This is a genomic window from Streptomyces sp. NPDC051940 (genome assembly GCF_040680895.1).
In the GTDB taxonomy this organism is placed as follows: Bacteria; Actinomycetota; Actinomycetes; order Streptomycetales; family Streptomycetaceae; genus Streptomyces.
This window is the reverse complement of sequence record NZ_JBFAXR010000124.1, coordinates 1-25,314: the sequence shown is the minus strand read 5'-3', so window position 1 is coordinate 25,314 and position 25,314 is coordinate 1. Positions and strand designations below refer to the sequence as shown.

Genomic DNA, 25,314 nt, shown 5'->3' with positions numbered 1-25,314 from the left:
AGCTCGCTGGGCTCATAACCCAGAGGTCGCAGGTTCAAATCCTGTCCCCGCTACTGACCGGAGGCCCCGGAAGGTGATCATCACCTTCCGGGGCCTCCGTCTTTGTTCCGGCCCTGTCGGCCGCCCCTCCCTCAGAAGATGCTCAAATCGGGCGTCCGGGTCTTGTTGCGGCCGTCACGCGCGTGCTTGAGTGCGCGTACTTGATCTATGGGGTTAACGGGGGAACGGGTGCGCGGGTCCCAACGTCAAGTGATCGGGCCGGAATTCGCTGCATCGGGGGAATGTGGGGTGGACGGGTTTGGGATGGGGTGTTGTCGGGAAGTCGACAAAACGCTGAAGTGACCTTCCTGGCTGAGGTATACCAGGTGTACGCGGGTTGCAGGTGATGCGACGATGGTTCTCATGGGGGATGAGGCAAGGGTGTTGGAGGCCCGGCGACCAACGGGCGTCGGCGCGCAGGAGGAGATCCCGACCGGGGGACTGGCCGGGATTCGCCGTACTGCCGGCGTCGCGGACAGGGCTGTCCACAGTGCGCTGGGCGCCGAACTCCTGCGCCGCGGCGACCTCGACGGTGCGGAGCCGTACCTGCGTGCGGCCACCGCCGACGGCGACCGGGCCGCCGCCAACAACCTGGGCGTCCTGCTCCACCAGCGCGGTCTGGCCGACGAGGCGGCCGGCTGGTGGCGGATCGCCGCCGTGGCCGGATCCGCCGCCGCCGCGCACGCGCTGGGCCGGCACTACCGCGAGCGCGGCGACGAGCCGGCGGCCGAATACTGGCTGCGCCAGTCCGCCGAGCACGGGCACGCGCTCGGGGCGTACGCCCTTGCCGATCTGCTGGAGCACCGCGGTGACCCCGCCTCCGAGCGCTGGTTCCGCGTCGCCGCCGAGCAGGGGCACCGGGAGGGCGCGTACCGGCTCGCCCGGATCCTCGACCGCCGCTCCCGCGGCGCGGGGCCCGCGAGCGGGCTGCTGCCCCGGCAGCGCGGTACGGCGGCGGCGCCGGATCCGGACACCCTGAACGGCATCCGCGACCCCGGGCCGGCCGGTGAGGCCGAGCACTTCTACCGGCAGGCCGCCGCCCGCGGCCACCGGCGGGCCGCCCTGTACCTGGGCACGCTGCTGGAGGAGCGCGGCGAGACCGAGGAGGCGCAGCGCTGGTACCTCGCCTCCGCCAAGGAGGGCGAGCCCCGCGCCGCGTGCGCGCTCGGCTTCCTGCTGCGTGACGCCGGCGACGACTCCGGCGCCGCCCTGTGGTGGCGCAAGGCCGCGCAGGACGGCGACGGCAACGCCGCGAACGCGCTCGGCGCGCTGCACGCGGACCGCGGCGACGCGGCGAGCGCGGAGCGGTGGTACCGCGAGGCGCTGGACGCCGGCGACGTCAACGGCGCGTACAACCTCGCCCTGCTCTGCTCCGGGCAGCAGGGGGCGGACAAGGCCGAGCAGGCCGAGCAGTGGTACCGGCGCGCCGCGTACGCCGGGCACCGCGAGGCCGCCAACGCGCTGGCCGTGCTGCTGCTGCAGCGCGGCGACGCGGCGGGGGCGGAGCCCTGGTTCTCCAAGGCCGCCGAGGCCGGGAGCGTCGACGCCGCCTTCAACCTCGGCATCCTGCACGCCGGTCGGGGGGACGCCCGCACCGCGCTGTCCTGGTACGAGCAGGCGGCGGGAGCCGGGCACCGCGAGGCCGCGCTGCAGGTCGGCATCGCCGTGCTGCGGGAGGGCGGTCCCGTCGCGGAGGAGCGGGCCCAGGCCATGCTGCGGCTCGCCGCGGAGGGCGGGAGCGCGGAGGGCGCGTTCCGGCTCGCCGCGCTGCTCGACGGGGGTGGCGAGGGCGGTGCCGAGGGCGGTGCCGAGTGCGAGCGGTGGTACCGGGCCGCCGCGGAGCAGGGGCACCGGCGGGCCCAGGTGCGGGTCGGCATGTGCGCCGCCGCGCGGGGCGACTCCGGCGAGGCCGCGCGGTGGTACCGGGCGGCTGCCGAGGCCGGCAGCCGGAACGGGGCGTTCAACCTGGGGCTGCTGCTCGTACGGGAGGGCCGGGAGCCCGAGGCCGCGCTCTGGTGGCGACGGGCCGCGGAGTCCGGGCACGGGCGGGCGGCGCTGCGGCTCGCGCTCATCGAGGCGCGGCACGGGGGGCTTGCGGAGGCTCGGGAGTGGGCGGCGCGGGCCGCGGAGCTGGGGCCGCGGGAGGTTGCGGAGCGGGCGGCGCGGTTGCGCGATGCGCTGGCGCAGGAGCTTTCCGCCTGACCTTTTCGGGGGCTCCGCCCCCGGGCCCCGGCGGATGGGCTCCCTCGCCTTTCGCTGCGGGGGCTCCGCCCCCGGGCCCCCCTTGCGGGCTGCGCCCGCTTTTCGCGCCTTCGGCGCTCGGCCTCAAACGCCGGCCGGGCTGGTTTTGAGCTTCTCGCCCTGGCGCCTGGTGGCCGGAGTTTCGGCGCTTCGCGCCTCGGCCTCAAACGCCGGCCGGGCAGCACGAAGGGCCGGAACCAATGGTTCCGGCCCTTCGTCTTGGTAGCGGGGACAGGATTTGAACCTGCGACCTCTGGGTTATGAGCCCAGCGAGCTACCGAGCTGCTCCACCCCGCGTCGTTGTGAGTACGACTCTACCCGGCGGGCCCCGACCAGCGCAAATTCATTCCTGGCGCGGTTATGCCGCCTGCGCGCAGGACGGGCAGATGCCGCGGTACGTGACGTCCGCCGACGAGATCGTGAAGCCGTAGCGCTCCGCGTCGGGGAGGTCCGTGACCGGGTCGCCCGTGGGGTGGACGTCGCGGATCACGCCGCAGCGGTCGCAGACGAGGTGCTGGTGGGCGTGGTGCGCGTTCGGGTCGTAGCGCTTGGCGCGGCCGTCCGTGGAGACCTCGATCACCTCGCCGAGCGAGACCAGCTCGCCCAGGGTGTTGTAGACGGTCGCCCGCGAGATCTCCGGCAGCCGCGCGGCCGCCCGCGCGTGCACCTCGTCCGCGGTGTAGTGCACGTGCGTGCCGTCGAGGACCTCCGCGACGACACGCCGCTGGGAGGTCAGCCGCCAGCCGCGGTTGCGCAGTCGGTCCAGGAGGTCGCTCATACGAGCCAGGGTAGCAGCGTACGAGGGTAAGGCCAGATCTCGTACGAGATTCGGACGCATCTTGACTTGGATCGAGTCCAAGGTAGGATCGGGGACTCAGGAGAGACCCCAGTGACTACGGCAAGCGGCTCGAGGGCCGCGCTCCAGGCCCTGCGCGGCCGACCTGGTGCCGCTTGCCGTATCGACGACGGAGAGGCCGGAGAACCAGAGGGCTCCGGCCTCTCCGCTTCCCAGGTGTTACGACGCGGAGGCGGCCGCCGCCGCCCGCGTTGGGGCCCAGCAGCGGATGATGTCGCGTACCGAGACGATGCCCGCCGGTTCGCCGTTCTCCAGCACGATGAGATGGCGGAAGCCGCCGTGTGTCATCGCCGCCGCTGCTTCTTCCAGGGTCCATTCGGGGGCCGCGAAGACTACGTCGGTCGTGGTGTGGCCTTCGGCGGTCTCGCGGTCGGGGCTCTGGCCCGCTCCCACGGAGTTGAGGATGTCGCGCTCGGTGAGGATGCCGAGTCCGGCGTCGTCGGGGTCGAGGACCACCGCGGCGCCCACCCTGCGGGCGGACATCAGTGCGGCGGCCTGGCGGAGGGTGTGGGCTGGGCCGATGGTCAGGACGACCGTGCTCATCGCGTCACGTACGAGCATGGAACGAAAGCCCCTCTCGGTCTCAAGTCCGGTCCGGGCGCCTGATGGTGCGGGCGCCTGAGAAAAATTTCACAATCGCACAAGCGACTGCACCATCAGGCTCCCATGGGAGGACTGGGTCAACAAGGGGCGCACGAGGCCCTGTTCCGGCGTGCGGAATGCCGTATTCCGTCGCCCGTGAGTGGGCGAGCGGGCCGGTCGCCCGGCTCAGTCGCCGAGGTAGTCCAGCAGCTGCTCGTGCAACAGGCCGTTGGATGCCGCCGCGTTGCCGCTGTGCGGGCCGCGCCTGCCGTCCAGGCCGGTGAAACGGCCGCCGGCCTCCTCGACCACGATCGCGTTCGCCGCCATGTCCCAGAGCGACAGCTCCGGTTCGGCGCAGACGTCGACCGTGCCCTCGGCGACCATCATGTACGGCCAGAAGTCGCCGTACGCGCGCGTGCGCCAGCAGTCCCGGCTCAGATGCAGGAAGCTGTCCAGCCGGCCCCGGTCGTCCCAGCCCTTGAGGGAGGAGTACGCGAAGGAGGCGTCGGCGATGGTGTTGACGGACGACACGCGCAGCCGGGTGGCCTGGGAGAGGCTGCGGCCGGTGTACGCGCCGCCGCCCTTGACCGCCCACCAGCGGCGGCTGAGCGCGGGGGCGGAGACGACCCCGACGACGGGCTCGTAACCCTGCTCGCCGGGCGTCATGAGGGCGATCAGGGTGGCCCAGACGGGGACGCCGCGGACGTAGTTCTTCGTGCCGTCGATGGGGTCGACGACCCAGCGACGCGGGCCGACGCCCTCCAGGCCGTACTCCTCGCCCATCACCGCGTCGCGCGGCCGGGAGCGGCGCAGGGCGGTGCGGATCAGCTCCTCCGCGGCCTTGTCCGCCTCGGACACCGGCGTCATGTCCGGCTTCGTCTCGACCTTCAGGTCGAGCGCCTTGAAGCGGGCCATCGTCGTCGCGTCCGCCTGGTCGGCCAGTACATGGGCCAGCCGGAGATCATCATGAAAGTCGGCCATGGGCGAACAGTATCCCGAGAGCGGCCGCAGGTCTCCTGTGCATGGTCGTCAACGCATCGGGCGGCCGGTGTGCGGGGAGCCTTGACAGCCTTCGGCTACGAGTCAATTCTGTGCCCACAGCGTGTGGTGGAGGCAAAGATGCCTACAGCCCGAGACGGACTGCTCGACGCCGCCTACGCGGCGCTCAGGAACCGGCCGTGGGCCGGGGTGCGGATGGTCGATGTCGCTGCCGCTGCCGGAGTGTCCCGGCAGACCCTCTACAACGAGTTCGGCAGCAAGGAAGGGCTCGCGCAGGCCCTGCTCAGACGTGAGGTCGACGAGTATCTCAGCGGTGTGGAGCGGGCGCTGGCCGCCGCCGAGCGGTCCGGGGCGGACGCCGGCGGGCGGCTGACCGCGCTGGGCGCCTGGACGCTGCGCTCGGCCCGGGCCAATCCGCTCGTACGGGCCGTGCTGACCGGCTGCTGGAGCGAGGAGCTGCCGGCGCCGCACCGTGCCGGGGTGTTCCCCGGGCCGCGCCGGCCCGAGTCGGTGCAGCCGGTGGAGACCACGACGGAGATCGTCGACAAGGTCTGCGACCGCGCGGTCGCGGCGCTGGCCGGGGACTGGGACGGCGGACCGGAGCTGGCCGCCGCGTGCGAGGAGTTCACCCGGATCACGCTCAGCTATGTGATCGCGCCGGCGGCGAAGGGCGATCCGCTGCGGCGGCTGGCGGCGACCCTTCTGTCAGTGCCCGCCGGACCCCGACAGCTGCAGTCCGATCACGCCGACGATCACCAGTGAGATCGACACCAGCTTGAGCGTCGAGACCACGTCGTCCAGGAAGATCATGCCGTAGATCGCCGTACCCGCGGCGCCGATGCCCGTCCACACGGCGTACGCCGGGCCGACGTCCAGCTTCCGCAGCGACAGGGTGAGCAGGCCGAAGCTGCCCAGGGCGAAGGCGGCGAACGCGATCGTGGGCCAGAGCCGGGTGAAGCCGTGACTGAGTTTCAGACAGACCGCGAACCCGGTCTCGAGGATGCCGGCGACAACGACGAGGAGCCATGCGAGTGCCATTGCTCCGGTTGACCTCCTCGTCCGCGTTGACCGTGGTGCGATTATGCATCTGCCTTGCGGGCGCGTGTGGCAAACCTCGCCGATCAGTTCGGTATCCGTGACCTGCGGTTGACGGCGGGCGCCCGGTCGGGGCGGCGGGGACGGGCCGTGAGCGGTGGCGGAATGACGTCATGGCGAGGTCTCGCCAACACGCGCGCCCCCGGGACGGGTCCGGCGCGGGGAGGCTGGGCACTTCGAACTGCCCCGCTTCCTGGAGACCTTCGATGAAACGCCCCCTGCCCTGGCGACGGACGGCGGCCGCGGCGGCCGCCGCCGTCGTGTTCGCCACCGGTGCCCCCGCGGCCGCCGACGATGACGGATCCGCCGTACCGCTGACCGCCGCCGACGGCGGCCGGTCCGTGTCCGTCACCCTGATCACCGGTGACGTCGTCGACGCCCGCGTCGGCGCGGGCGGCACGGTGCTGTCGGCGGCCCTGCGCGCCGCGGACGGCACCGACGCCACCGCCACCACCTGGCGCGACGGCCGGATCACGTACGTCTTCCCCGAGGGCGTGGAGAAGCTGGTGGACGGCGGGCTGCTGGACGCCGACCTGTTCGACGTCGGCAAGCTCGTCGCGAGCGGCTACGACGACGCCTCCAGCGACCGGCTGCCCGTCATCGTCGAGTACGCGGGCGGGCGGCTGCCGCGCACCGCGACCGCGGGCGCCGAACGCACCGCCGTACTGGAGTCGATCGGCGGCGCCGGACTCGGCATCGGCAAGCGGCAGGCCAAGGAGGTGTGGGGCAGCCTCCGGCCGAGCGCGGCCAAGGCCCGTGAGACCGGCGGCGTCAGGAAGATCTGGCTCGACGAGGTCGTGCGCGGCACCGCGGCGCCCGATCTCGGCACGCCCACCGTCCCGTTGACCGGCGCGCCCGCCGCGTACGCGGCTGGGCTGGACGGCAGCGGGGTCAAGGTCGCCGTGCTGGACACCGGCGTGGACACCGCCCACCCCGACCTCGCGGGGCGCGTCGCCGCCTCGAAGTCCTTCGTGTACGGGCAGGCCGTCGAGGACCTCGACGGCCACGGCACGCACACGGCGACCACCGTCGCCGGCACCGGCGCCGCCTCCGACGGCCGTTACGCGGGTGTGGCGCCGGGTGCGGACCTGCTCGTCGGCAAGGTGCTCGGCAACGACGGCTCCGGCAGCACCAGCGGCATCATCCAGGGCATGGAGTGGGCGGTCGCCGAGGGCGCCTCCGTCGTCTCCATGTCGCTGGGCTCCGCGGGCGCCACGTCCTGCGCCGGGCCCGACGTCGACGCCGTGCAACGCCTCAGCGACCGGGCCCTGTTCGTGATAGCCGCCGGCAACGCCTCGCTGCGCGGCACCGTCTCCACCCCGGGCTGCGCCCCTGCCGCCCTCACGGTCGGCGCCCTGGACCGGACGGGCGCCACGGCCCCGTTCTCCAGCCGCGGGCCCTCCGCCGACGGCGTGAGCGCCAAGCCGGACATCGCCTCGCAGGGCGTGGCCGTCGTCGCCGCCCGCGCGGGCGGACGCGGCGAGCTGGCGTACACCACGATGTCCGGTACGTCGATGGCCACCCCGCACGTCGCGGGCGGCGCCGCGCTGCTGGCCCAGCAGCACCCGGACGCCACCCCGGCCGAGCTGAAGGAGCTGCTGACCTCCTCCGCCGCCGGGACCGACACGCCGGTGCTGGAGCAGGGCGCGGGCCCGATGGACCTGGCCCGTGCGATATCCCAGCCCGTCACGGCGGCGCCCGGCCGCACCCTCGGCGACTTCGCGTACCCGCAGTCGGGCCTGGAGCCCGTGGCGAAGACCGTCACCCTCACCAACCGGTCCGGGGCGGACGTCACCCTGGACCTCGCCGTCGAGGACGTCCGCGGGGACGACGGCACCCCGCTCGCGGGCTTCGCCGAAGCGGCGGCCGGGTCGGTGACCGTCCCGGCGGGCGGCACCGCGGAGGCGGCCGTACGGATCGACCCGTCCGTGAAACTGCCGCTCGGCGCGTACGGCACCGTCACCGGCCGGCTGGTCGGCACGGCGGACGGAGCGCGCGTCACCGTCCCGTTCGGCGTGCGCATGGAGGTGCCGTCCGCGAACCTCACCGTGCGCGGACTCGACCGGCACGGCGACCCGGCGGCCGACCCGTCCACGTTCCAGCTGTTCGACGACCACCGCGACACCGCCAGGCGCTACACGCTGGGCTGGCCCGCGGCCGGCAGCACCACGATCCGGGTGCCCTTCGGCACGTACGCCGTGAGCGGCGTGATCATGACCCGGGACGAGCCGGGGAACGTGGGCAGCGTGGCCTCCGTGTCGCAGGTGTACGAGGGCGGGGTCACCGTCGACGGCGACACCACCGTCGGACTCGACGCCCGCGACGCCACGGAGATCACCTGGGACACCGACCGCCCCAGCGAGCCGCGCGGCTTCGCGATGGGGCTCGGTTTCGCCCTCGACGACAGCCGGCGGCTGATGGCCGGCTATCTGCAGTCCATCCCCTCGCTGACGAAGGCGGTCTACGCGCAGCCCGTCAGCGGCGACGAACGGCTGACGTTCATGGCGTCCGCACGGCTGGCGGCTCCGGGCGCCAGGCTGACGACGTCCGCCGGCCGCGTCCTTGACGCCGTCCCCCTGCAGAAGGGAACGGAGTTCGACGGCGAGGGCACGGCGGAGGTCGTGTACATCGGCAAGGGGACGGACGCCAACTTCGCCGCCCACGACCTGAAGGGCCGGATCGTCCTGCTCGACGCCGGCACCGGCGGCGGCAACGGCCTCACCTGGTCGCGGGCCGCGAAGACGGCCGGTGCGGTGGGCGTGCTGGCCGCCGTCCCCGGCACCGTCGGCCGCTTCCAGACCACCGGTGAGCCGGGCGTGCCCCAGTACACGGTGACCTGGCCGGACTCCCAGGCCCTGCAGGCGGAGCTGGCGCAGGGGCCGGCGACGGTGAGCTTCTCCGGTACGGCGACCGCGCGCAGCCCGTATCTGTACAACCTCGCCTACCGCACGCAGGGCGGCGTGGCCGCCGGCGAGCAGCGGGTGCACGACGGCGACCTCGCCGTGCGCGACGCCCGTTACCACGTGCAGGGCACCGACACGACGTACTGGTCGGACGTGCAGACCAGCGTGCCGGGGATGGGCGCGGTCTGGACCGGCGGCACGCCGCTGCAGATCGCCGCTCCGCAGCGGCGTACGGAGTTCTTCACCGCCTCGTCCGACCTCGGCTGGACCAGCTCGGCGACGCGCGGGATCGGCACCACGTACGGCATCTCCTTCGACGGGCCGCACCTGATGTCCGGAAAGGCGGTCGCCGACTGGTTCAAGACGCCGTACGGGCCCGTCCGCAACACCTACAGCGCGCCGCTGATGACGCGTGACGCCAACCGTCTGTCGTACACGATCGCGCCCTTCGGGGACGCGGGCGGACACGACGCCACCTCGGACCGCACCGACTCCGGCTACCGCCGGCTGCTGCTGAACGGCGAGCCGCAGGCGGTCGATTCGGGCGTCTACGTGCTGCCGCAGGAGGACGCGGAGGTCACCCTCCAGCAGGCGTGGCGGCGTCCGCCGTCCGCGCTGAACCGGGTGGGCCTGGCGTACACCACCGAGTGGACGTTCCGTACGGGCGCCGCGGACCAGGGCGTGCAGCCGCTCCTCGTCCCCGTCGTGGACGTGCCGTCCGATCTGCGCAACCGGGTGCCGGCGGGGGTGGAGACGAGCATCCCGCTCGGCGCGACGGGCGACGCCGGTCCGGTCGGCCTCGCGTCCGTCCGGCTGGAGTACGCCTACGGCGACCAGAGCACCGCGGAGACGGTCACCGGCTGGCACGCCGCGCGGGTCGTCCGTTCCGGTGCCGGCTGGCAGGCGAAGATCCCCGGGGGCGCCCCGGCGGGCGCGTTCGTCCATCTGCGGGTGACGATGGCCGACGCCGACGGCTCGCGGGTGGTGCAGACGGTCGTCCGGGCCTACGAGGTCGCCTGACGGCGGTGCGCGGGGCCCCCCGTTCGCGGGCCCCGCGCAACCCGGCGTGATCCGGAAGACAGGCGCTAGTCGCCCTCGCGGCGCTCGCGGGTGGCGAGGAGGCGGCGCAGGGAGTGCAGTCGGGCGGGGTCCGCGTGGCCCTCGGCGACCCACTCGTCCAGGGCGCAGTCCGGCTCGTCGTGGCTGCAGGCCCGCGGGCAGTTCTCCGTGCCCGGCTCCAGGTCGGGGAAGGCATGGATGACCCGGGACGGATCGACGTGCGCCAGGCCGAAGGACCGCACGCCCGGGGTGTCGATGGCCCAGCCGCCCGCCGGCCCCGGCAGCGGGAGGGCCAGCGCCGAGGTCGTGGTGTGCCGGCCGCGTCCCGTCACCGCGTTCACGTCGCCGGTCGCGCGCTGGCGGTCCGGGACGAGCGCGTTGACCAGGGTCGTCTTCCCGACGCCGGAGTGGCCGACGAAGGCGGTGATCCGGCCGTCGAGCTCCTCCAGGACCCGGTCGGCGCCGCTGCCGTCGTAGAGCTCGTCCTTGCGGGTGGCCACCGCCCGTACGCCGAGAGGGGCGTAGGCGGCGAGGAACTTCTCCGGCGGCGCGAGGTCCGCCTTGGTGAGGACGAGCAGCGGCTCCAGCCCCGCGTCGTACGCCGCGACCAGACAGCGGTCGATCAGCCGCGGGCGCGGCTCCGGGTCGGCGAGGGCGGTCACGATCGCCAGCTGGTCGGCGTTCGCGACGACCACCCGCTCGTACGGGTCGTCGTCGTCCGCCGTCCGGCGCAGTACGGAGCTGCGCTCCTCGACGCGGACGATGCGGGAGAGGGTGCCCTCGTCGCCGGACAGATCGCCGATGACCGCGACCCGGTCGCCGACCACGATGCCCTTGCGGCCCAGCTCGCGGGCCTTGACGGCGGTGACCGTGCGGCCCTCGACCAGGCAGGTGATCCGGCCCCGGTCGATGGTCAGCACGAAACCCTCCACGGCGTCCTCGTGCTTGGGCCGGTTACGGCTGCGCGGCCGGCTGCCGCGGCGGTCCGGGCGGATGCGGACGTCGTCCTCGTCGGTGTGCTTTCCGTAGCGCCGCATGACAGGCTGTCAGGCTCTCTCGCCGAGCATGGCGGCCCACATCGCGGGGAAGTCCGGCAGGGTCTTCGCGGTCGTCGCTACGTTCTCCACCTCTACACCTTCCACCGCCAGCCCGATCACCGCGCCCGCAGTGGCCATCCGGTGGTCGTCGTACGTGTGGAAGACGCCGCCGTGCAGGGGGCGGGGGCGGATGTGCAGACCGTCGGCGGTCTCGGTGACGTCGCCGCCGAGGCCGTTGATCTCCTTGGTGAGGGCGGCCAGCCGGTCCGTCTCGTGCAGCCGCAGATGGGCGACGCCGCGCAGGGTGGAGGGGGAGTCGGCCAGCGCCGCGACGGCGGCGATGCCCGGCGTGAGCTCGCCGACCTCGGAGAGGTCGATGTCGATGCCGTGGACGGCTCCGGTGCCGGTGAGCGTGAGGCCCTTGTGGGTGAGCTCGCAGGAGCCGCCCATCGCGGTGAAGATCTCGCGCAGGGCGTCGCCCGGCTGCGTGGTGTGCTCCGGCCAGTCCGGGATCGTCACCCGGCCGCCGGTGATCAGGGCGGCGGCGAGGAACGGCTGCGCGTTGGACAGGTCGGGCTCGACGGTGAGGTCCCGGCCCAGCAGGGCGCTCGGGGCGACCCGCCACACGTTCGGCTCGCCGCTGTCCTCGGGCGTGGTGACCTGGGCGCCGGCGGCGCGCAGCATGTCGACCGTCATGCGGATGTGCGGCAGGGAGGGGAGCGTGCGGCCGGTGTGGCGCAGCTCCAGGCCCTGGTTGAACCGGGGGGCGGAGAGCAGCAGGGCGCTGATGAACTGCGACGAGGAGGAGGCGTCCACCTCGACCGTGCCGCCCTCCAGCGCGCCGCCGCCGTACACCGTCAACGGCAGCGAGCCGCGGCCCTCGTCGTCGATCCGGGCGCCGAGCGCGCGCAGCGCGTCGATCACGCCGTGCAGGGGGCGCTCGTAGCTGCGGGGGTCGCCGTCGAAGCGGATGTCGCCCGCGGCGAGCGTGGCGACGGGCGGCAGGAAGCGCATCACGGTGCCCGCGTTGCCGACGTCGACCGTCGCCGGGCCGTGCAGCCCGGCGGGGATGACACGCCAGGCCTCGCCGGTGCCGTCCGCGGCGGAGGAGCTCGACGAGACCGTCTCCTCGATGCCGACGCCGAGCGCGCGCAGCCCCTGGGCCATCAGCGACGAGTCGCGCGAGCGCAGCGGCCGCCGGAGCCAGCCCGGCTCGGACGCGAGGGCCGCCAGCACCAGCGCGCGGTTGGTGACCGACTTGGACCCGGGCACGGTCACGCCGGCCTCGACGGGGTCGGAGGCGGTGGGAGCGGGCCAGTGATCCGGGTGTACGGCGGTCATGCGGTCCACTTTAGTGGGCCGCCGGGTCCGCTCCGGTCCCCGTGGGGCCGGTGTGGTCTCCCCGGTCGTGGGCCGTCGGTACCGCTTGTCACGGGACGAGGAGGCGGGCGCCGCCCGCCAGGGCGCCGAGCGACACGGCGTAGAACACGAACACCCACAGGGTGGCGGGGGTGCGGGTGAGCCGGCCCAGCTGGTCGGCGTCCGACTCCGGGGCGCGGCCCCGGCTGCGCTTGCGCTGCAGCTCCCACACCGGGCGGACGCCGCCGATCAGCAGGAACCAGACGGACCAGTAGGCGAACGCGGCCTGTACGTCGGCGTCGGTGAACCAGGAGATCAGGAAGAACGCCGCGCCGGTGACGACGACCGTGAGGACGCCGTAGGCGTTGCGGATCATGATCAGCATGGCGGCGAGCAGCAGCACCGCGCCCCACAGGAGGGCGGTGATGTGGTTGGAGGACAGCAGCCAGGCGCCGGCGAGGCCGAGCAGGCTCGGGGCGGTGTAGCCGGCGGCGGCCGTCAGCACCATGCCCGGGCCGCGGGGCTTGCCGCGGCTGACGGTGAGGCCGGAGGTGTCCGAGTGCAGGCGGATGCCGGTGAGCTGCCGGCCGGTCAGCAGCGCCACGAGGCCGTGGCCGCCCTCGTGCGCGATGGTGACGGCGTTGCGCAGCATGCGCCACGGGGTGCCCGAAACGACGGCGGCCAGGGCGACGGCCGCGGTGGCCGCGATGAGCCACTGCTCGGGGTCGGGCTGCGTTCCGGTGACGCGGTCCCACAGCTCGCCGAGGCTGAGGTCGTCGCTCATCGGGGCCTCCTCCGATTGTCATAGGGGTCGGCAGTTTCCCACGGGCGCGGGTGACGGGGTGCGGTGGGTCTGCGGGCCGGGACACGCGCTGTCAGAGGGGCGTGGGATCGTGGGCGGCATGTGTGGACGCTACGCATCGAGCCGGAAGCCCGAGGACCTCGTCACGATCTTCGACGTGGAGAAGTGGGACCCCACCGAGGCCATCGAGCCCGACTACAACGTCGCGCCGACGAAGGACGTCTACGCCGTGCTGGAGCGGCCGGTCAAGGACTCGGGCGACCCCCGCCCGGTGCGCCAGCTGCGCACCCTGCGCTGGGGCCTGGTGCCGTCCTGGGCGAAGAGCCCCGACACCGGCGTCAAGATGATCAACGCCCGCGCGGAGACGGTGATGGACAAGCCCGCGTACCGGCGGGCCTTCGCCTCGCGGCGGTGCCTGCTGCCCGCCGACGGCTACTTCGAGTGGATAACGGCCAAGGGCGAGCTGAAGCTGGAGCAGGAGGGGAAGAAGAAGCGGCCGCGCAAGCAGCCGTTCTTCATCACCCCGCGGGACGGGTCGGTCTTCGCCATGGCCGGGCTGTTCGAGTTCTGGCGGGACAAGACGCTGGGCGACGACGATCCGCGCGCCTGGTGGGTCACCTGCACGGTGCTCACGACGGAGGCCGAGTCGACGCCGCTGCCGGACGGTCCTGCGTACGAGGGCGGTCCGGCCTCGCTCCACGACATCCACCCGCGGATGCCGCTGATGCTGCCCCCGGACCGCTGGGACACCTGGCTGGACCCCGCGAACGCGGACCTGGAGGAGCTGGTGGGCCTGCTCGCACCGCCCCCGGCCGGACTGCTGAAGGCGTACCCCGTGTCGACGGCCGTCAGCAACGTCCGCAACAGCGGAGCGGAGCTGGTCCAGGAGATCGAGGCGCCGGAGGAGGAGACGCTCTTCTGAACCCGCGAGGGGCATCATGGCCCGCGTGACACAGCAGCTGATCCCCACCCCCGCCGGCGACGCCCGCATCACCTGGCACGCGGCGAAAAAGCCCCGGCTCGTGCTCGCCCTCGGGCACGGCGCCGGCGGCACCGGTCCCTCCCGGGACCTGCTGGCGCTCGCGGAGGCGATGCCCGCGCTCGGCGTCACCGTCGCCCTCGTGGACCAGCCCTGGCGCGTCGCCGGGAAGAAGCTCGCCCCGGCTCCCAGGACCCTGGACACCGCCTGGACGGCGCTGTGGCCCGCGCTGGAGAAGCCCGGGCCGCCCGTCGTGGCCGGCGGGCGCAGCGCCGGGGCGCGCGTCGCCTGCAGGACGGCGCGGGAGCTGGGGGCGCGGGCCGTGCTCGCGCTGGCCTTCCCCCTGCATCCGCCGGGGACGCCGGAGAAGTCCCGCGCGGACGAGCTCACCGGCGCCGGGGTCGAGACCCTCGTGGTCCAGGGGGAGCGGGACACCTTCGGGCGGCCGGAGGAGTTCCCGGCGGGGACGCGGATCGTCACCGTGCCGTGGGGCGATCACTCGTTCGCCGTACCGAAGGCCGCCGACCTCGGTCAGGACGACGCGCTCGCCGTCCTGACCGAAGGGGTCGGGGAGTGGCTCAAGGGGCTGTGACCGGCCCGGCGGGGATCAGGGCGCGTCCACCGCGTCCAGCGGCAGCCGCAGGACCACGTCGTGGTCCAGCGACCCGCCGGTGGCGTTGTCCGCCGACAGCGCCGCCACCTCGGCGTCCGTCAGCCGCCGGTCGTACACCCGGACCTCGTCCAGCGCGCCCGCGAAGCGGATCCGGCCGTCCACCTTCTGGCCCAGGTGCACGCCGAACGTGGAGTTGCGGCTGACGGATCCGGCGACGTCCGGCGCGGTGAACGACGTGCCGTCCACCGTGAGCGTCACCTGTCCGCCGCCGCGGCGCACGACCGCGTGGTGCCACCGCCCGTCGTTGTACGCGCCCGTGCTCGACGCCCGTACGACCGGCAGCGGCACCCGGACCGGGCCCGCCGGCGCGACCGTCAGCTCGGCCACCACGCGGCCCTCCGCGGGCAGGGCGCGCAGCGCCACATAGGGCGAGCGGTTGCCGACGCCGCCCATCCACAGCAGCGGCTGCTCGCCGCTCGTCGCCGTGTAGCGGAACCAGACGCCCGCCGTGAAGTCCGAGTCGTCCAGCGGGAGCGAGTCCCGGTGGGGGAGCCGGACATGGTCGTCCACGCCGTCGAGGGCGAGCCCGCCGCCGAACCGGCCGTCCGTCGGCTGCGCGCCGCCCAGCACCAGCGCGGGGCGGGCGCCCGGCCCGAGGTCCGCCGTCACCGGGTCCGGCGCGCGGCGCCCGCCCAGCCACGCCTCGTCGAAGCGGACGAAGCGGATCTCGTCGCGGGCGTCGACCGGGCCGCCCTCGTACATCAGGCCGACGGTGTCGTCGTCGACGTTCACCAGGTCCGAGTAGCCGGACCAGTCCGTCGTCACGACCCTGCCCCGGTCCGCGCCCTCCCAGGTGCGGCCCTCGTCGTACGAGCTGCGGATCATCATCGTGCGGCGGCGGTCGGGGTCGGCCGGTCCGGAGAACAGGACGCGGCTGTAGCCGTCCCGCGCCGTCGAGCGCAGGCGGATCGTCGAGCCCTGGACCTGCGGGGTGTGCAGGTCGGGGATGTTCGTGAAGCCCTGGGCGAACGTCTCGCCGCCGTCGCGGCTGACCGCCCGGTCGCGGTGGCCGAGGTCCGTGCCGTCCTGTTCGCGGCCGTTGACGTAGATCGAGCCGTCTGCGCGCTCCAGGAGGGTCATCTCGCTGGGCTTCTGGCTGAAGGTGCCGTCCGCCCTGATGGGAAAGGTGTCGACCGCTCCGATACGCCAGGTGTCGCCGCCGTCGTCGCTGTAGACGAGCCCGGCGTGGTTGTACGAGATGCGCGAGGCCGTCGCGTCCCAGGTCTCGGCGTTGATCCCGAACACCATCCGGCCCGCGTGCGGGCCCTTCGTCAGCTGGATGCCGTGCACCGGGCCGCTCGCGTACCAGGCGTTCCAGTCGGGGCGGGTGGCCTGCGCGCCGAGCGGGCGCTCCGCGGTCCAGGTCCGCCCGTTGTCGGAGCTGTGCTGGACGTACGGCAGGCGCTCGCACGGCACCGGGCAGTTGCCGGAGCTGCCGACGCCCTTGTTGCGGGTGCTGATCAGCGTGATGCGGCCGGTGCGGCCGTCGACGATCGGCACCGGGTTGCCGACGGTGTCGCCGTTGCCCTCGCGGATCACCTGGAGCGGCGACCAGGTGCGGCCGCCGTCGGCGGAGCGCTTGAGCACCAGGTCGATGTCGCCGGCGTCGCCGCAGTTGTTCACCCGGCCCTCGGCGAAGGCCAGCAGGGTGCCGTCGGCCGCCTTGGTGACGGCGGGGATGCGGAAGCAGGCGTAGCCCTGTTCGTTCGCTCCCTTGAAGAGGACCTGCTGCTCGAAGAGGGGGGTGGCGGCGGCTTCGTCGGCCGCCGCCGCCGTGCTCGTACCGGCGGGCAGCAGGGCGGTTACGGCGGCCAGGGCGGCGGCCGCGGCGGTCGCGGCCTTCGTGGCGGCTCTGCGGAGGGGGCCTGGGCGGGTGGGTCTGTTGGGCTCATGACATATGGGAAATGTCACGGGTTCGCTCTCCCTCGGTGAGGTGCGGTGCGATACATGGGACGTCCCACGTCCCATCTGTCGGAGCAGAAGGTACCCGGGAATGCACGGCGCGGTACAGGTGTTGTGCGGGACGTCGATGCACCGTGGACACGAATCAGGATGCGAAGAGGAGGCCCGCCGGATGGGTGGAGCCATGTGCCTTTCCCGGTCCGAGCACGCTGACCAGGGACAGGGCGCCACGCTCGGCTGGAACGGCGCTCAGTCGGTTCAGCCTGCGAAGAACCGGGCGGCGGACCTGCACGATGGTCGTCTATTCTCCGAATCGGACAGGGAAGTCGCGGCGGAGTCCGCCGCGGGTTCCGTCAAGGTTCTGGAGGAGGTGGGTCTCGTAACTGGGACCGACGCAGACGGTCAGCCGGCGGAGCGGGCCGAGGAGAGTGCCGCCGAGCGCAACGCGCGCTTCGAGCGGGACGCCCTCGAGTTCCTGGACCAGATGTACTCGGCCGCCCTGCGTATGACGCGGAACGCCGCGGACGCGGAGGACCTGGTGCAGGAGACGTACGCGAAGGCGTACGCGTCCTTCCACCAGTTCCGTGAGGGCACGAACCTCAAGGCGTGGCTGTACCGCATCCTGACCAACACGTTCATCAACTCCTACCGCAAGAAGCAGCGGGAGCCGCAGCGCAGCGCCGCCGAGGAGATCGAGGACTGGCAGCTCGCGCGGGCCGAGTCGCACATGTCGACCGGGCTGCGGTCGGCGGAGGCGCAGGCGCTCGACCACCTCCCGGACTCGGACGTGAAGCAGGCGCTGCAGGCGATTCCCGAGGAGTTCCGCATCGCCGTGTATCTCGCGGACGTAGAGGGCTTTGCGTACAAGGAGATCGCGGACATCATGGGGACACCCATCGGTACGGTCATGTCCCGGCTGCACCGGGGCCGCAGGCAGCTCCGCGAGCTGCTGGAGGACTACGCACGTGAGCGCGGGCTGGTGCCGGCGGGCGAGACGGGAAAGGGCACGGGGTCATGAGCTGCGGAGAGCCGCACGAGACGGATTGCTCAGAGATCCTCGACCATCTCTACGAGTATCTCGATCAGGAGATGCCGCAGAGTGACTGCGAGAAGTTCCAGGTGCACTTTGACGAGTGCAGTCCTTGCCTGGAGAAGTACGGGCTTGAGCAGGCGGTCAAGAAGCTGGTCAAGCGGTGCTGTGGGTCGGACGATGTTCCGTCCGACCTTCGGGCGAAGGTGATGGGCCGGATCGAGCTCATCCAGTCCGGCGAACAGGTCCCGGACGCCCCCCTCAGCTGACCCTCCCCCGGGGCTCCGCCCCCGGTCCCCCGTTCGCGGGCTGCGCCCGCGGTCGCGCCTGGACGGCGCTCGTCCTCAAACGCCGGCCAGGCTGCATGTCGCGTTGCGCTGCGGGGGCTCCGCCCCCGGGCCCCCGTCGCGGGCTGCGCCCGCATCGCGCCTGCGGCGCTCGTCCTCAAACGCCGGACGGGCTGGTTTGCGCCCTCCGCTCCGGTGCCTGGGCGCCGGCTTGTCGGCGCTGCGCGCCTCGGCCTCAAACGCCGGCCAGGCTGCATGTCGCGTTGCGCTGCGGGGGCTCCGCCCCCGGTCCCCCGTCGCGGGCTGCGCCCGCGTCGCGCCTGCGGCGCTCGTCCTCAAACGCGGGACGGGCTGGGATGCGCCCTTCGCCATGATGCCCGGTGGCCGGTGGCCGGCTGACGTGGCACCGCTGCGGGCGGCTGGGCCGCCCAGGGGGCGGCACGGGCGGGCGCAGCGGCCCCGCAGACGGGAGGCCCCCCTTGACCACAGCACTCCCCGCCGGACTCGGCGATCCAGCGCCCTGACTGCAGCGCCCCTGCCGGGCCCGGCGATCCAGCGCCCTGACCGCAGCGCCCCCGCCGGACTCGGCGATCCAGCGCCCTGACTGCAGCGCCCCCGCCGGGCCCGGCGATCCAGCCCCGTGACCGCAGCGCCCCCGCCGCGCCCGGCGATCGTGCGCACCGCAGCGTCTCCGCCGCTCCCCGCGGGGCCACCGCACCGCCCCCGCCGCGCCCCGCAGGGGCACCGTGCCCTCGCCGGCGGCGTTCGGCGGCCGGGTTCGGGGTGATCGGCGCGGAGCGTAACGTGCTGGGTGACCCGATGGGGGTAATCCGCGGCAAAGCGCGTCGGTGGCTCGTGGTGCGGTCCTATTCTCCTCACCCGGAGCTCGACGACCGGGAGGAGTGGGGGCGGTGCGGATGCCTGCGGCGGGGCGTGCTCTGGTCGCGGGGGTGGTGGCGGGAGCCGCGGTGTGTGCCGCGCCCGTGGTGCGGGGCGGTGCCGACTGGGCGGCCGTCGTCGTTCTCGCCGGGCTGTACGGGGTCTGCGAGCCCGTGTGGCGGCGGATCCAGAGCGGTGGCGAGGGGCTGGCCGGCTTCTACCCCGTGCTGCTCGCGGGAGCGTTCCTGCTCGAGCCCGCCGAGGCCGTCCTGGTCGCCGTACCGGGCGCGCTGTTCTCCTCCGTCCGCGGCGAGCACGCCGCACTGCGCCGCGTGTGGCGCGCCGCGCAGCTCGGGCTGGCCGCAGCCGCGGCGGCGGCCGTCTGCCGGCTTACCGCGCACGACAGGCTCGAGCAGCCCGCGTTCCCCGAGCTGCTGCTGCCCGGACTCGGCGTCGCCCTCGTCTTCTGCCTCGCCGTGAGCCTGCTCGACGCCGCCGTGCTCGTCGCCGCCGAACGGCGCCCCGTGGGCGGTGTGCTGCGCGCGCTGCCCGCCGGTGTGCCGGCCTATCTGGTGCACGGGCTGGCCGGGCTGATGATGGCCGTGCTGTGGCGCAGCCCGTACGGGCCCGTCAGCTCGCTGCTCGTCCTGCTCCCGATGCACATCTCCTGCTGGGTCTTCGCCCAGTACCACCGCGAACGAGCCGCCCACCAGGCCACCATCCGCGCCCTGGTGCAGGCAGTCGACATCAAGGACCGCTACACCCGCGGCCACAGCGAGCGCGTCGGCCGGGCGTCCGTGCTGATCGGGCGTGAGCTGGGGATGGCGGAGGAGCGGCAGGAGGTGCTGCGCTTCGCGGGCATCCTGCACGACGTCGGCAAGCTCGGCGTACCGACGCGGATCCTGCGCAAGGACGGGCCGCTGACGGACGAGGAACGGCGCGTCATCCAGCTGCATCCCGAGTACGGGCACGAGATGGTGCGCGGCATCGGCTTCCTGGGGGAGGCCCGGTCCGCGATCCTGCACCACCACGAGCGGCTCGACGGGCGCGGCTACCCGCACGGGCTCGTGGGGGACGACATCCCCGAGTTCGCCCGGGTGGTGGCCGTCGCGGACGCCTTCGACGCGATGACGTCCACCCGCAGCTACTCGCGGGCCCGCGAGGTGTCCGTGGCGCTGGCGGAGCTCGAGCGGTGCGCGGGGCGGCAGTTCGACCCGCGGATGGTGCACGCCCTGGTGCGCGCGATCGGCCGGCACGGCTGGCACGCCGCGGTGACGTCCGACGAGGCGGCCCGCCCCGTACCGGACGCGGAGCGCGCCCTCCCCGACCCCCGCCGCCCCGCCCCCGGCACCCCCCGCGAAGCGGGCAGCGGAAACGCTTCGCCCCGGCTCTCCGACCTCCGGGACGCCCCCCGATGACCACGGCCCCCCTCCCCGCCCCCGGCGCCGTCGTGCCGCGCTTCGTCCGCCCCCGGACACCGGGCGTCGTCGCCGTGGCCTACGCCCTCGCCGGCACGCTCGCCGCCCTGGGCCTGGTCCGGACGATGGCGGACGGCCTCCGCCAGCCGGGGCTGGCCTGCGCCTTCGCCGCGCTCATCGTCGTCGGCGAGCTGGCGGGCTCGCGCACCGGACACCGGCTGACGGCCCCGCTGGGGACCGCCGGCTCGCTGGCGTACGCCCTGCTGGGCGAGTCCGCCGGGATGACGGCCGCGCACGGCATCCCGCAGATCGTCGCCGTCGTCGCCACGGCCACCCTGATCGGCAGCATCCCGCGGATCGCCGGCGGCTTCGGGCCGCCCGTGGTGGAGCAGCTGGCCCGCCGGGTGCTGGCCACGGCGTTCGCCGCCACCTGCTTCCAGCCGCTGTTCACCTCCGGTGCCCTCGGCCGGCTCACGGGCGGGCGCGGACCGGCGTACGCCCTCAGCCTGGTCCTCGTCCTGGCGCTGACGACCCTCTGCGAGGCCGTGCTCAGCGCGCTGCTGGCACAGGCCCGCACCGGCTGGCCGTTCGCACCGCTGCTGCGGGACGAGCTGCGGGCCCTGCCGGGCATCGGCTCGGCGATGGTGGCCACCGGGGCCGTGATGGCCCTGGCGACGGCTGTGGCGGGCGTCTGGGCGCTGCCCGTGTTCAGCCTGCCCCTGCTGCTCACCCAGCTCTCCTTCCGCCGCTACGAGGCCGTACGCGCCACCTACCGCCAGACCATCGCCTCCCTGGCCCGCGCCACCGAGATCGCCGGCTACACCCCGCCCGGGCACGCCCGCCGGGTGGCGGAGCTCAGCCGGTCGGTGGGCCGGGAGCTGGGGCTGGCCGGGCGGGAGCTGGACGTACTGGAGCAGGCGGCGCTGATGCACGACATCGGGCAGCTGTCCCTGATCGACCCGGTGCCCGACGGCGCCACCGAGCCGCTGGCGGAGCCGGACCGGCGGCGGATCGCGCTGCTGGGGGCCGCCGTGGTGCGGCAGACCGGGGTGGGGACGCCCGTGGCGCGGATCGTGGAGCTGCAGGCGGAGCCCTATCGCGAGCAACCGCTGGCTGCCCGTATCGTTCGGGCGGTCAACGACTACGACGACCTGGCGGCGGGAAGCCGGGTCGAGGGGCCGCTCTTCGCCCTGGAGCGGCTGCGCCTGGACACGGCCGCGGAGTACGACCCGAGGGTCGTGACCGCCCTGCACGGGGTAGTGGCCGTAAGGGACAGGGGCACCACCCGGTACGACGGGAGTACCGGGGGGCCGGGGCCGTACGGGGACGGCGGGGACACCGCCCCGTACGACGGCGCCGGCCAGCGGAAATCCACCGGAACCGATCGGTAAGAAGCGCGGGTCAGGCACGGCATGGTTGGATGCGAATCGTGAGGATATTCGGCAAAGGACGGCATCGGCCCTCCGCCTCGTGGCGGCAGGCGACCGACCGTGCCTTCACGCTGATCGGCGACGGGCGGTACGAGGACGCCGGCGCCCTGCTCACAAGGGCCGCGGATCTGGAGCCGTGGCTCTCGGAGTCGTGGTTCAACCTCGCCCTGCTGCACAAGTTCCGGCACGACTGGGAGCAGGCCCGGGCCGCCGGCCTGCGGGCCGTCGCGCTGCTCGACCGCAGCTCCGGGGCCCCCGACTGGTGGAACGTCGGCATCGCGGCCACCGCGCTGCAGGACTGGCCGCTGGCCCGCCGGGCCTGGCAGGCGTACGGGCTGCGGGTGCCGGGCCTGGACGAGGCCGTCGGCCGGGACTCCGCGCAGCTGTCGTCCCTCGAGCCGCTCGGCATGCGGCTGGGCAGCGCCGCCGTACGGCTGTCGCCGGAGGGTGAGGCCGAGGTCGTCTGGGGCCGGCGGCTGGACCCGGCACGCGTCGAGGTGCAGTCCATCCCGCTGCCGTCGTCCGGGCGGCGCTGGGGCGAGGTCGTGCTGCACGACGGGGTGCCGCACGGCGAGCGGACGACCGCCGCCGGGCACTCGTACCCGGTCTTCGACGAGATAGAGCTCTGGGCCCCGTCCCCCGTACCGACCTGGGTGGTCCTGCTCGAGGCCGCGACGGAGGCCGACCGGGACGCGCTGGAGGACCTCGCGGCGGACGCCGGCTACGCGGCGGAGGACTGGTCGTCGTCCGTCCGGCTGCTGTGCCGTACGTGCTCCGAGAGCCGGATGCCGTCCGCGGAGGGCGGCACCTCCCAGGCGGGGATGCTCGACCCGCACGACCACAGCGAGCCCGGCCAGCCGGGGCCTCTGCTGCACCGGATGGAGAGCCTGTGGGTGCCGGAGCGCGAATGCGGCATAGCGGCGCCCGCCGGTCTGGTGCGGGGGCTGCTGGACAGCTGGGCCGCGGACAGCCCGGACAGCAGGGACTGGCGGGATCTGGAGGAGGTCGGCTAGCCGGCCGGTCCGCGGTCCGCCGCCCGCCCAGGGACGCGAAGCGTCGGTGCGGGCACGTACCCTTGTCCAGGCAGCACCATGACCCGGAAGGCGTAAGCGGACGATGACTCAGCACGCACAGGTGGAGGAGACCTCCTCGGAGGTCGGGTACGTCGACGACGTCACCGACGCCGAGGCCAGGGAGGCGGCCTTCCGCGAGCGCGGCACGGCCCGCCCCATCACCGTCGTCGGCAACCCCGTGCTGCATCGCGAGTGCCAGGACGTGACGTCCTTCGACGAGGAGCTGGCGGCGCTGGTCGACGACATGTTCGCCAGCCAGCGGGCCGCCGAGGGCGTGGGCCTGGCGGCCAACCAGATCGGCGTGGACCTGAAGGTCTTCGTCTACGACTGCCCCGACGACGAGGGCGTCCGCCATGTGGGCGCCGTCTGCAACCCGGTGCTGGAGGAGCTCCCCGCGGACCGCCGCGTGCTGGACGACTCCAACGAGGGCTGCCTGTCCGTGCCCGGCGCGTACGCGGCGCTGGCGCGCCCCGACTACGCGGTGGTGCGCGGCCAGGACCTCAGGGGCGAGCCCGTCGTGCTGCGGGGCACGGGCTACTTCGCGCGCTGCCTGCAGCACGAGACGGACCATCTGTACGGCCGGCTGTACATCGACCGGCTCTCCAAGCGCGACCGCAAGGACGCGCTGAAGCAGATGGCGGAGCGCACCCCGCGGTACGAGACCGTCCCGAACGACTGACCCGTCACCGGGCCGCGCCGGCCATCGCCCGCGGCCCGGTTGCATCGCAGGACTGGACCTCTGGCGGAGCCTCCGGTCTTTGACGTGCCCGCGTCGTAAAGACATGCTCGACACGCCCCCCGATCCCTCCACCCCACCGGAGGTGCGTGTTGCTCAGACGTACCGTCAGGCTCATGCTGTCCGCCCTGCTGGTCGCCGTAGCGGCGATCGGCGGCACCGTGGCCACCGCCGGCACGGCCCACGCGGACGAGTGCTACACCTGGGGCCGGACCCTCTCAGAGGGCACGTCCGGCGCCGACGTCACCCAGCTGCAGATCCGCGTCGCGGGCCATGTCGCGTACGGCGAGATCCTCGCGTACGACGGCGCCTTCGGCCCGGCGACCAAGGCGGCGGTCACCCGCTTCCAGCAGGCGTACGGGCTGTCGGCCGACGGCATCGCCGGTCCGCAGACCTTCAGCAAGCTGTACGAGCTGCAGGACCCGGACTGCACGCCGATCCACTTCACGTACAGCGAGATGAACAAGTGCAACTCGGACTTCTCCGGCGGCGCGGTGAGTGCCGCGAGCGCGAAGGAGAACGCCAAGCGCACCATGTGGAAGCTCGAGGCGATGCGCAAGGCGCTGGGCAGCGTGCCCATCAACATCTCCAGCGGCTTCCGTTCGTACTCCTGCAACAGCGCGGTGGGCGGCGCGTCCAACAGCCGCCATCTGTACGGTGACGCGGCCGACCTGGTCGGCTCGCCCTCGCTGTGCACCCTGGCCCAGCGGGCCCGCTACCACGGGTTCGGCGGCATCTTCGGCCCGGGCTACCCGGACCACAACGACCACACCCATGTGGACGGCCGCACCAGCCGGTCCTGGTCCGCGCCCAACTGCGGCGTCTGACCGACCCGACCGGAGGGGCCCGGTTCCGCCGTGCGGCGGAGCCGGGCCCCGCTCGCCCCTCACCCTCTGGGAGTCGCCCGGTGCGTTTCGCAGCGACCGCCGCCTCGGCCGCCGTCCTCGCCGCCCTGCTGAGTGCCTGCACCGGCGCCGACCCGGCGCCCCCGGAGAAGTCCGCGTCCCCGGCGCCCGCGGCCCGGGCCGTGACCGCGGCGCACAGCCTCACCAACGGGCTGCACTTCCCTCTGGAGCGGTACGAGATCTCCGACGCGGACCAGCGCGTCCTGGAGGAGGCCCGGGACCGGCTGACGGAGAAGTGCATGGCCGGCTTCGGCCTCGACTATGTACCGGTACGGGAGCGTAGACCGGCCGGCGTCGGCCCGTACACCTACCTCTACGGCGTCGACGACCCCGTACTCGCCGCCGAGTACGGCTACGCAGACCCCCGTTCCCTCGACCCGGCGGTGGACGCGCCCGCGCGCGAGCGGGAGCTGACCGCCGACGAGGAGCTGGCGCTGTACGGCGACCAGAGCCTCGGCGCCGACGAGGTGCCGGTGACCCTGGAGCAGGCCCGGGCCATGAAGGGGCCGGTGCTGGGCGGCAGGGAGGTGCCGGTCATCGGGTGCTTCGGCGAGGCGGGCCTGCTGATCAACCGGCCCGGCGCGGACTTCGTGCACCCGACGGTCCTCACCGACCTCGCCGAGGAGGCGGCCCAGGAGTCGAACGCCGACCCCCGGGTGAAGGCCCTGCTCGCCGAGTGGTCGCGGTGCATGGCGGACCACGGCTACCGGACGGCCGACCCGCTCACCGCGCGGGAGGATCTCGGACTGGCGGGCGACGCACGGCAGCAGGCGGCCGTGCAGGCGGCCGTGCAGGACGTGGCCTGCAAGAAGGAGACGGACCTGGTACGGCGCTGGGCCGCGGTCGACGCCGAGTACCAGAAGCGGGTCATCGCCGGGAAGCGGGCGATGCTGGAGCTGTTCGCGAAGCAGCACGAGGAGCGGATGGCCCGGGCCGCCGCGTACAGGCGGCGTACGGACGCTGTGTCGACCCGCGCGAGATCATGGCGTACACGCTGCTGCACGTCTACAGCGACCTGCCCTGGTACCTC

The 25,314-nt window shown here is 73.7% G+C and carries 21 protein-coding genes and 1 tRNA gene; 13 read left to right on the top strand and 9 right to left on the bottom strand.

Translation table 11 applies throughout. The features are described 5' to 3' along the window. Positions 1 to 393 precede the first annotated feature (393 nt). Positions 394 to 2,241, top strand: a complete 1,848-nt coding sequence (locus AB0M28_RS32790; RefSeq protein WP_365413062.1) for a tetratricopeptide repeat protein — start codon at positions 394 to 396, stop codon at positions 2,239 to 2,241. 259 nt (positions 2,242 to 2,500) lie between these two features. Here the strand turns inward: AB0M28_RS32790 and AB0M28_RS32785 are convergent. The 4 genes from AB0M28_RS32785 to hisN all read right to left on the bottom strand — a co-directional run bounded on the left by AB0M28_RS32785 (position 2,501) and on the right by hisN (position 4,699). Then, positions 2,501 to 2,577 (bottom strand) — tRNA-Met (locus tag AB0M28_RS32785). A gap of 61 nt (positions 2,578 to 2,638) precedes the next feature. Continuing rightward, positions 2,639 to 3,058: a Fur family transcriptional regulator gene (locus AB0M28_RS32780; RefSeq protein ID WP_365413060.1), complete on the bottom strand. Its 420-nt coding sequence runs from the start codon at positions 3,056 to 3,058 to the stop codon at positions 2,639 to 2,641. A 237-nt stretch (positions 3,059 to 3,295) separates the two neighbouring features. Further along, entirely contained in the window at positions 3,296 to 3,697 is a 402-nt protein-coding gene (locus tag AB0M28_RS32775) for a CBS domain-containing protein (RefSeq protein WP_365413058.1), read from the bottom strand. Positions 3,698 to 3,904: 207 nt separating this feature from the next. After that, the gene (gene hisN, locus AB0M28_RS32770; RefSeq protein WP_365413056.1) at positions 3,905 to 4,699 is read right to left on the bottom strand and encodes a histidinol-phosphatase; all 795 of its coding nucleotides are present in this window, start codon (positions 4,697 to 4,699) and stop codon (positions 3,905 to 3,907) included. A gap of 138 nt (positions 4,700 to 4,837) precedes the next feature. On the opposite strand from hisN, the gene AB0M28_RS32765 reads away from it, so the two are divergent. Continuing rightward, positions 4,838 to 5,479 (top strand): TetR/AcrR family transcriptional regulator, encoded by a 642-nt coding sequence (locus AB0M28_RS32765; protein ID WP_365413054.1) that lies wholly within the window; start codon positions 4,838 to 4,840, stop codon positions 5,477 to 5,479. Here AB0M28_RS32765 and AB0M28_RS32760 read toward each other — a convergent pair. Beyond that, positions 5,423 to 5,755 carry a multidrug efflux SMR transporter gene (locus AB0M28_RS32760; RefSeq protein ID WP_365413052.1) on the bottom strand — a complete coding sequence of 111 codons (333 nt, stop codon included), beginning with the start codon at positions 5,753 to 5,755 and terminating at the stop codon, positions 5,423 to 5,425. The two genes, AB0M28_RS32765 and AB0M28_RS32760, sit on opposite strands and share 57 nt — an antisense overlap. 263 nt (positions 5,756 to 6,018) lie before the next feature. Between AB0M28_RS32760 and AB0M28_RS32755 the strand changes: the two genes are divergently transcribed. Next, on the top strand, positions 6,019 to 9,735 hold the full coding sequence (locus AB0M28_RS32755; RefSeq protein ID WP_365413050.1) for a S8 family serine peptidase: 3,717 nt from the start codon (positions 6,019 to 6,021) through the stop codon (positions 9,733 to 9,735). A gap of 65 nt (positions 9,736 to 9,800) precedes the next feature. Here the strand turns inward: AB0M28_RS32755 and rsgA are convergent, their stop codons facing one another. The 3 genes from rsgA to AB0M28_RS32740 form a co-directional block, all read right to left on the bottom strand. Then, the gene (rsgA, locus tag AB0M28_RS32750; RefSeq protein WP_365413048.1) at positions 9,801 to 10,811 is read right to left on the bottom strand and encodes a ribosome small subunit-dependent GTPase A; all 1,011 of its coding nucleotides are present in this window, start codon (positions 10,809 to 10,811) and stop codon (positions 9,801 to 9,803) included. 9 nt (positions 10,812 to 10,820) lie between these two features. Further along, positions 10,821 to 12,152, bottom strand: a complete 1,332-nt coding sequence (aroA, locus tag AB0M28_RS32745) for a 3-phosphoshikimate 1-carboxyvinyltransferase (RefSeq protein WP_365413046.1) — start codon at positions 12,150 to 12,152, stop codon at positions 10,821 to 10,823. Positions 12,153 to 12,240: 88 nt separating this feature from the next. Next, on the bottom strand, positions 12,241 to 12,954 hold the full coding sequence (locus AB0M28_RS32740) for a M50 family metallopeptidase (protein ID WP_365413044.1): 714 nt from the start codon (positions 12,952 to 12,954) through the stop codon (positions 12,241 to 12,243). A gap of 118 nt (positions 12,955 to 13,072) precedes the next feature. Between AB0M28_RS32740 and AB0M28_RS32735 the strand changes: the two genes are divergently transcribed. Both AB0M28_RS32735 and AB0M28_RS32730 read left to right on the top strand, forming a co-directional pair. After that, positions 13,073 to 13,894, top strand: coding sequence for an SOS response-associated peptidase (locus tag AB0M28_RS32735; protein ID WP_365413042.1), 822 nt, complete (start codon positions 13,073 to 13,075; stop codon positions 13,892 to 13,894). Between the two features lie 16 nt (positions 13,895 to 13,910). Next, a complete protein-coding gene (locus AB0M28_RS32730) occupies positions 13,911 to 14,543 on the top strand; it encodes an alpha/beta family hydrolase (RefSeq protein WP_365413041.1) in 633 nt (210 codons plus the stop codon). Positions 14,544 to 14,558: 15 nt separating this feature from the next. On the opposite strand, the gene AB0M28_RS32725 is transcribed toward AB0M28_RS32730, so the two are convergent. Further along, positions 14,559 to 16,421 carry a sialidase family protein gene (locus AB0M28_RS32725; RefSeq protein WP_365413067.1) on the bottom strand — a complete coding sequence of 621 codons (1,863 nt, stop codon included), beginning with the start codon at positions 16,419 to 16,421 and terminating at the stop codon, positions 14,559 to 14,561. A gap of 475 nt (positions 16,422 to 16,896) precedes the next feature. Here AB0M28_RS32725 and AB0M28_RS32720 point away from each other — a divergent pair, with 475 nt between their 5' ends. The 8 genes from AB0M28_RS32720 to AB0M28_RS32685 form a co-directional block, all read left to right on the top strand. After that, the gene (locus AB0M28_RS32720; protein ID WP_365413039.1) at positions 16,897 to 17,544 is read left to right on the top strand and encodes a sigma-70 family RNA polymerase sigma factor; all 648 of its coding nucleotides are present in this window, start codon (positions 16,897 to 16,899) and stop codon (positions 17,542 to 17,544) included. Continuing rightward, positions 17,541 to 17,825: a mycothiol system anti-sigma-R factor gene (gene rsrA / locus AB0M28_RS32715; RefSeq protein ID WP_365413037.1), complete on the top strand. Its 285-nt coding sequence runs from the start codon at positions 17,541 to 17,543 to the stop codon at positions 17,823 to 17,825. The genes AB0M28_RS32720 and rsrA overlap by 4 nt, the downstream gene beginning before the upstream one ends. A gap of 935 nt (positions 17,826 to 18,760) precedes the next feature. Beyond that, positions 18,761 to 20,140, top strand: a complete 1,380-nt coding sequence (locus AB0M28_RS32710; RefSeq protein ID WP_365413065.1) for an HD-GYP domain-containing protein — start codon at positions 18,761 to 18,763, stop codon at positions 20,138 to 20,140. 125 nt (positions 20,141 to 20,265) lie between these two features. After that, the gene (locus AB0M28_RS32705; protein ID WP_365413063.1) at positions 20,266 to 21,531 is read left to right on the top strand and encodes an HD domain-containing protein; all 1,266 of its coding nucleotides are present in this window, start codon (positions 20,266 to 20,268) and stop codon (positions 21,529 to 21,531) included. A gap of 38 nt (positions 21,532 to 21,569) precedes the next feature. After that, positions 21,570 to 22,583 (top strand): hypothetical protein, encoded by a 1,014-nt coding sequence (locus tag AB0M28_RS32700; protein WP_365413035.1) that lies wholly within the window; start codon positions 21,570 to 21,572, stop codon positions 22,581 to 22,583. Positions 22,584 to 22,686: 103 nt separating this feature from the next. Beyond that, positions 22,687 to 23,322, top strand: coding sequence for a peptide deformylase (gene def / locus AB0M28_RS32695; RefSeq protein ID WP_365413033.1), 636 nt, complete (start codon positions 22,687 to 22,689; stop codon positions 23,320 to 23,322). Between the two features lie 149 nt (positions 23,323 to 23,471). Further along, positions 23,472 to 24,206, top strand: a complete 735-nt coding sequence (locus tag AB0M28_RS32690; RefSeq protein WP_365413031.1) for a D-Ala-D-Ala carboxypeptidase family metallohydrolase — start codon at positions 23,472 to 23,474, stop codon at positions 24,204 to 24,206. An 80-nt stretch (positions 24,207 to 24,286) separates the two neighbouring features. Continuing rightward, positions 24,287 to 25,314: hypothetical protein (locus tag AB0M28_RS32685; protein ID WP_365413029.1), on the top strand; the 1,028-nt coding region annotated here is incomplete at its 3' end.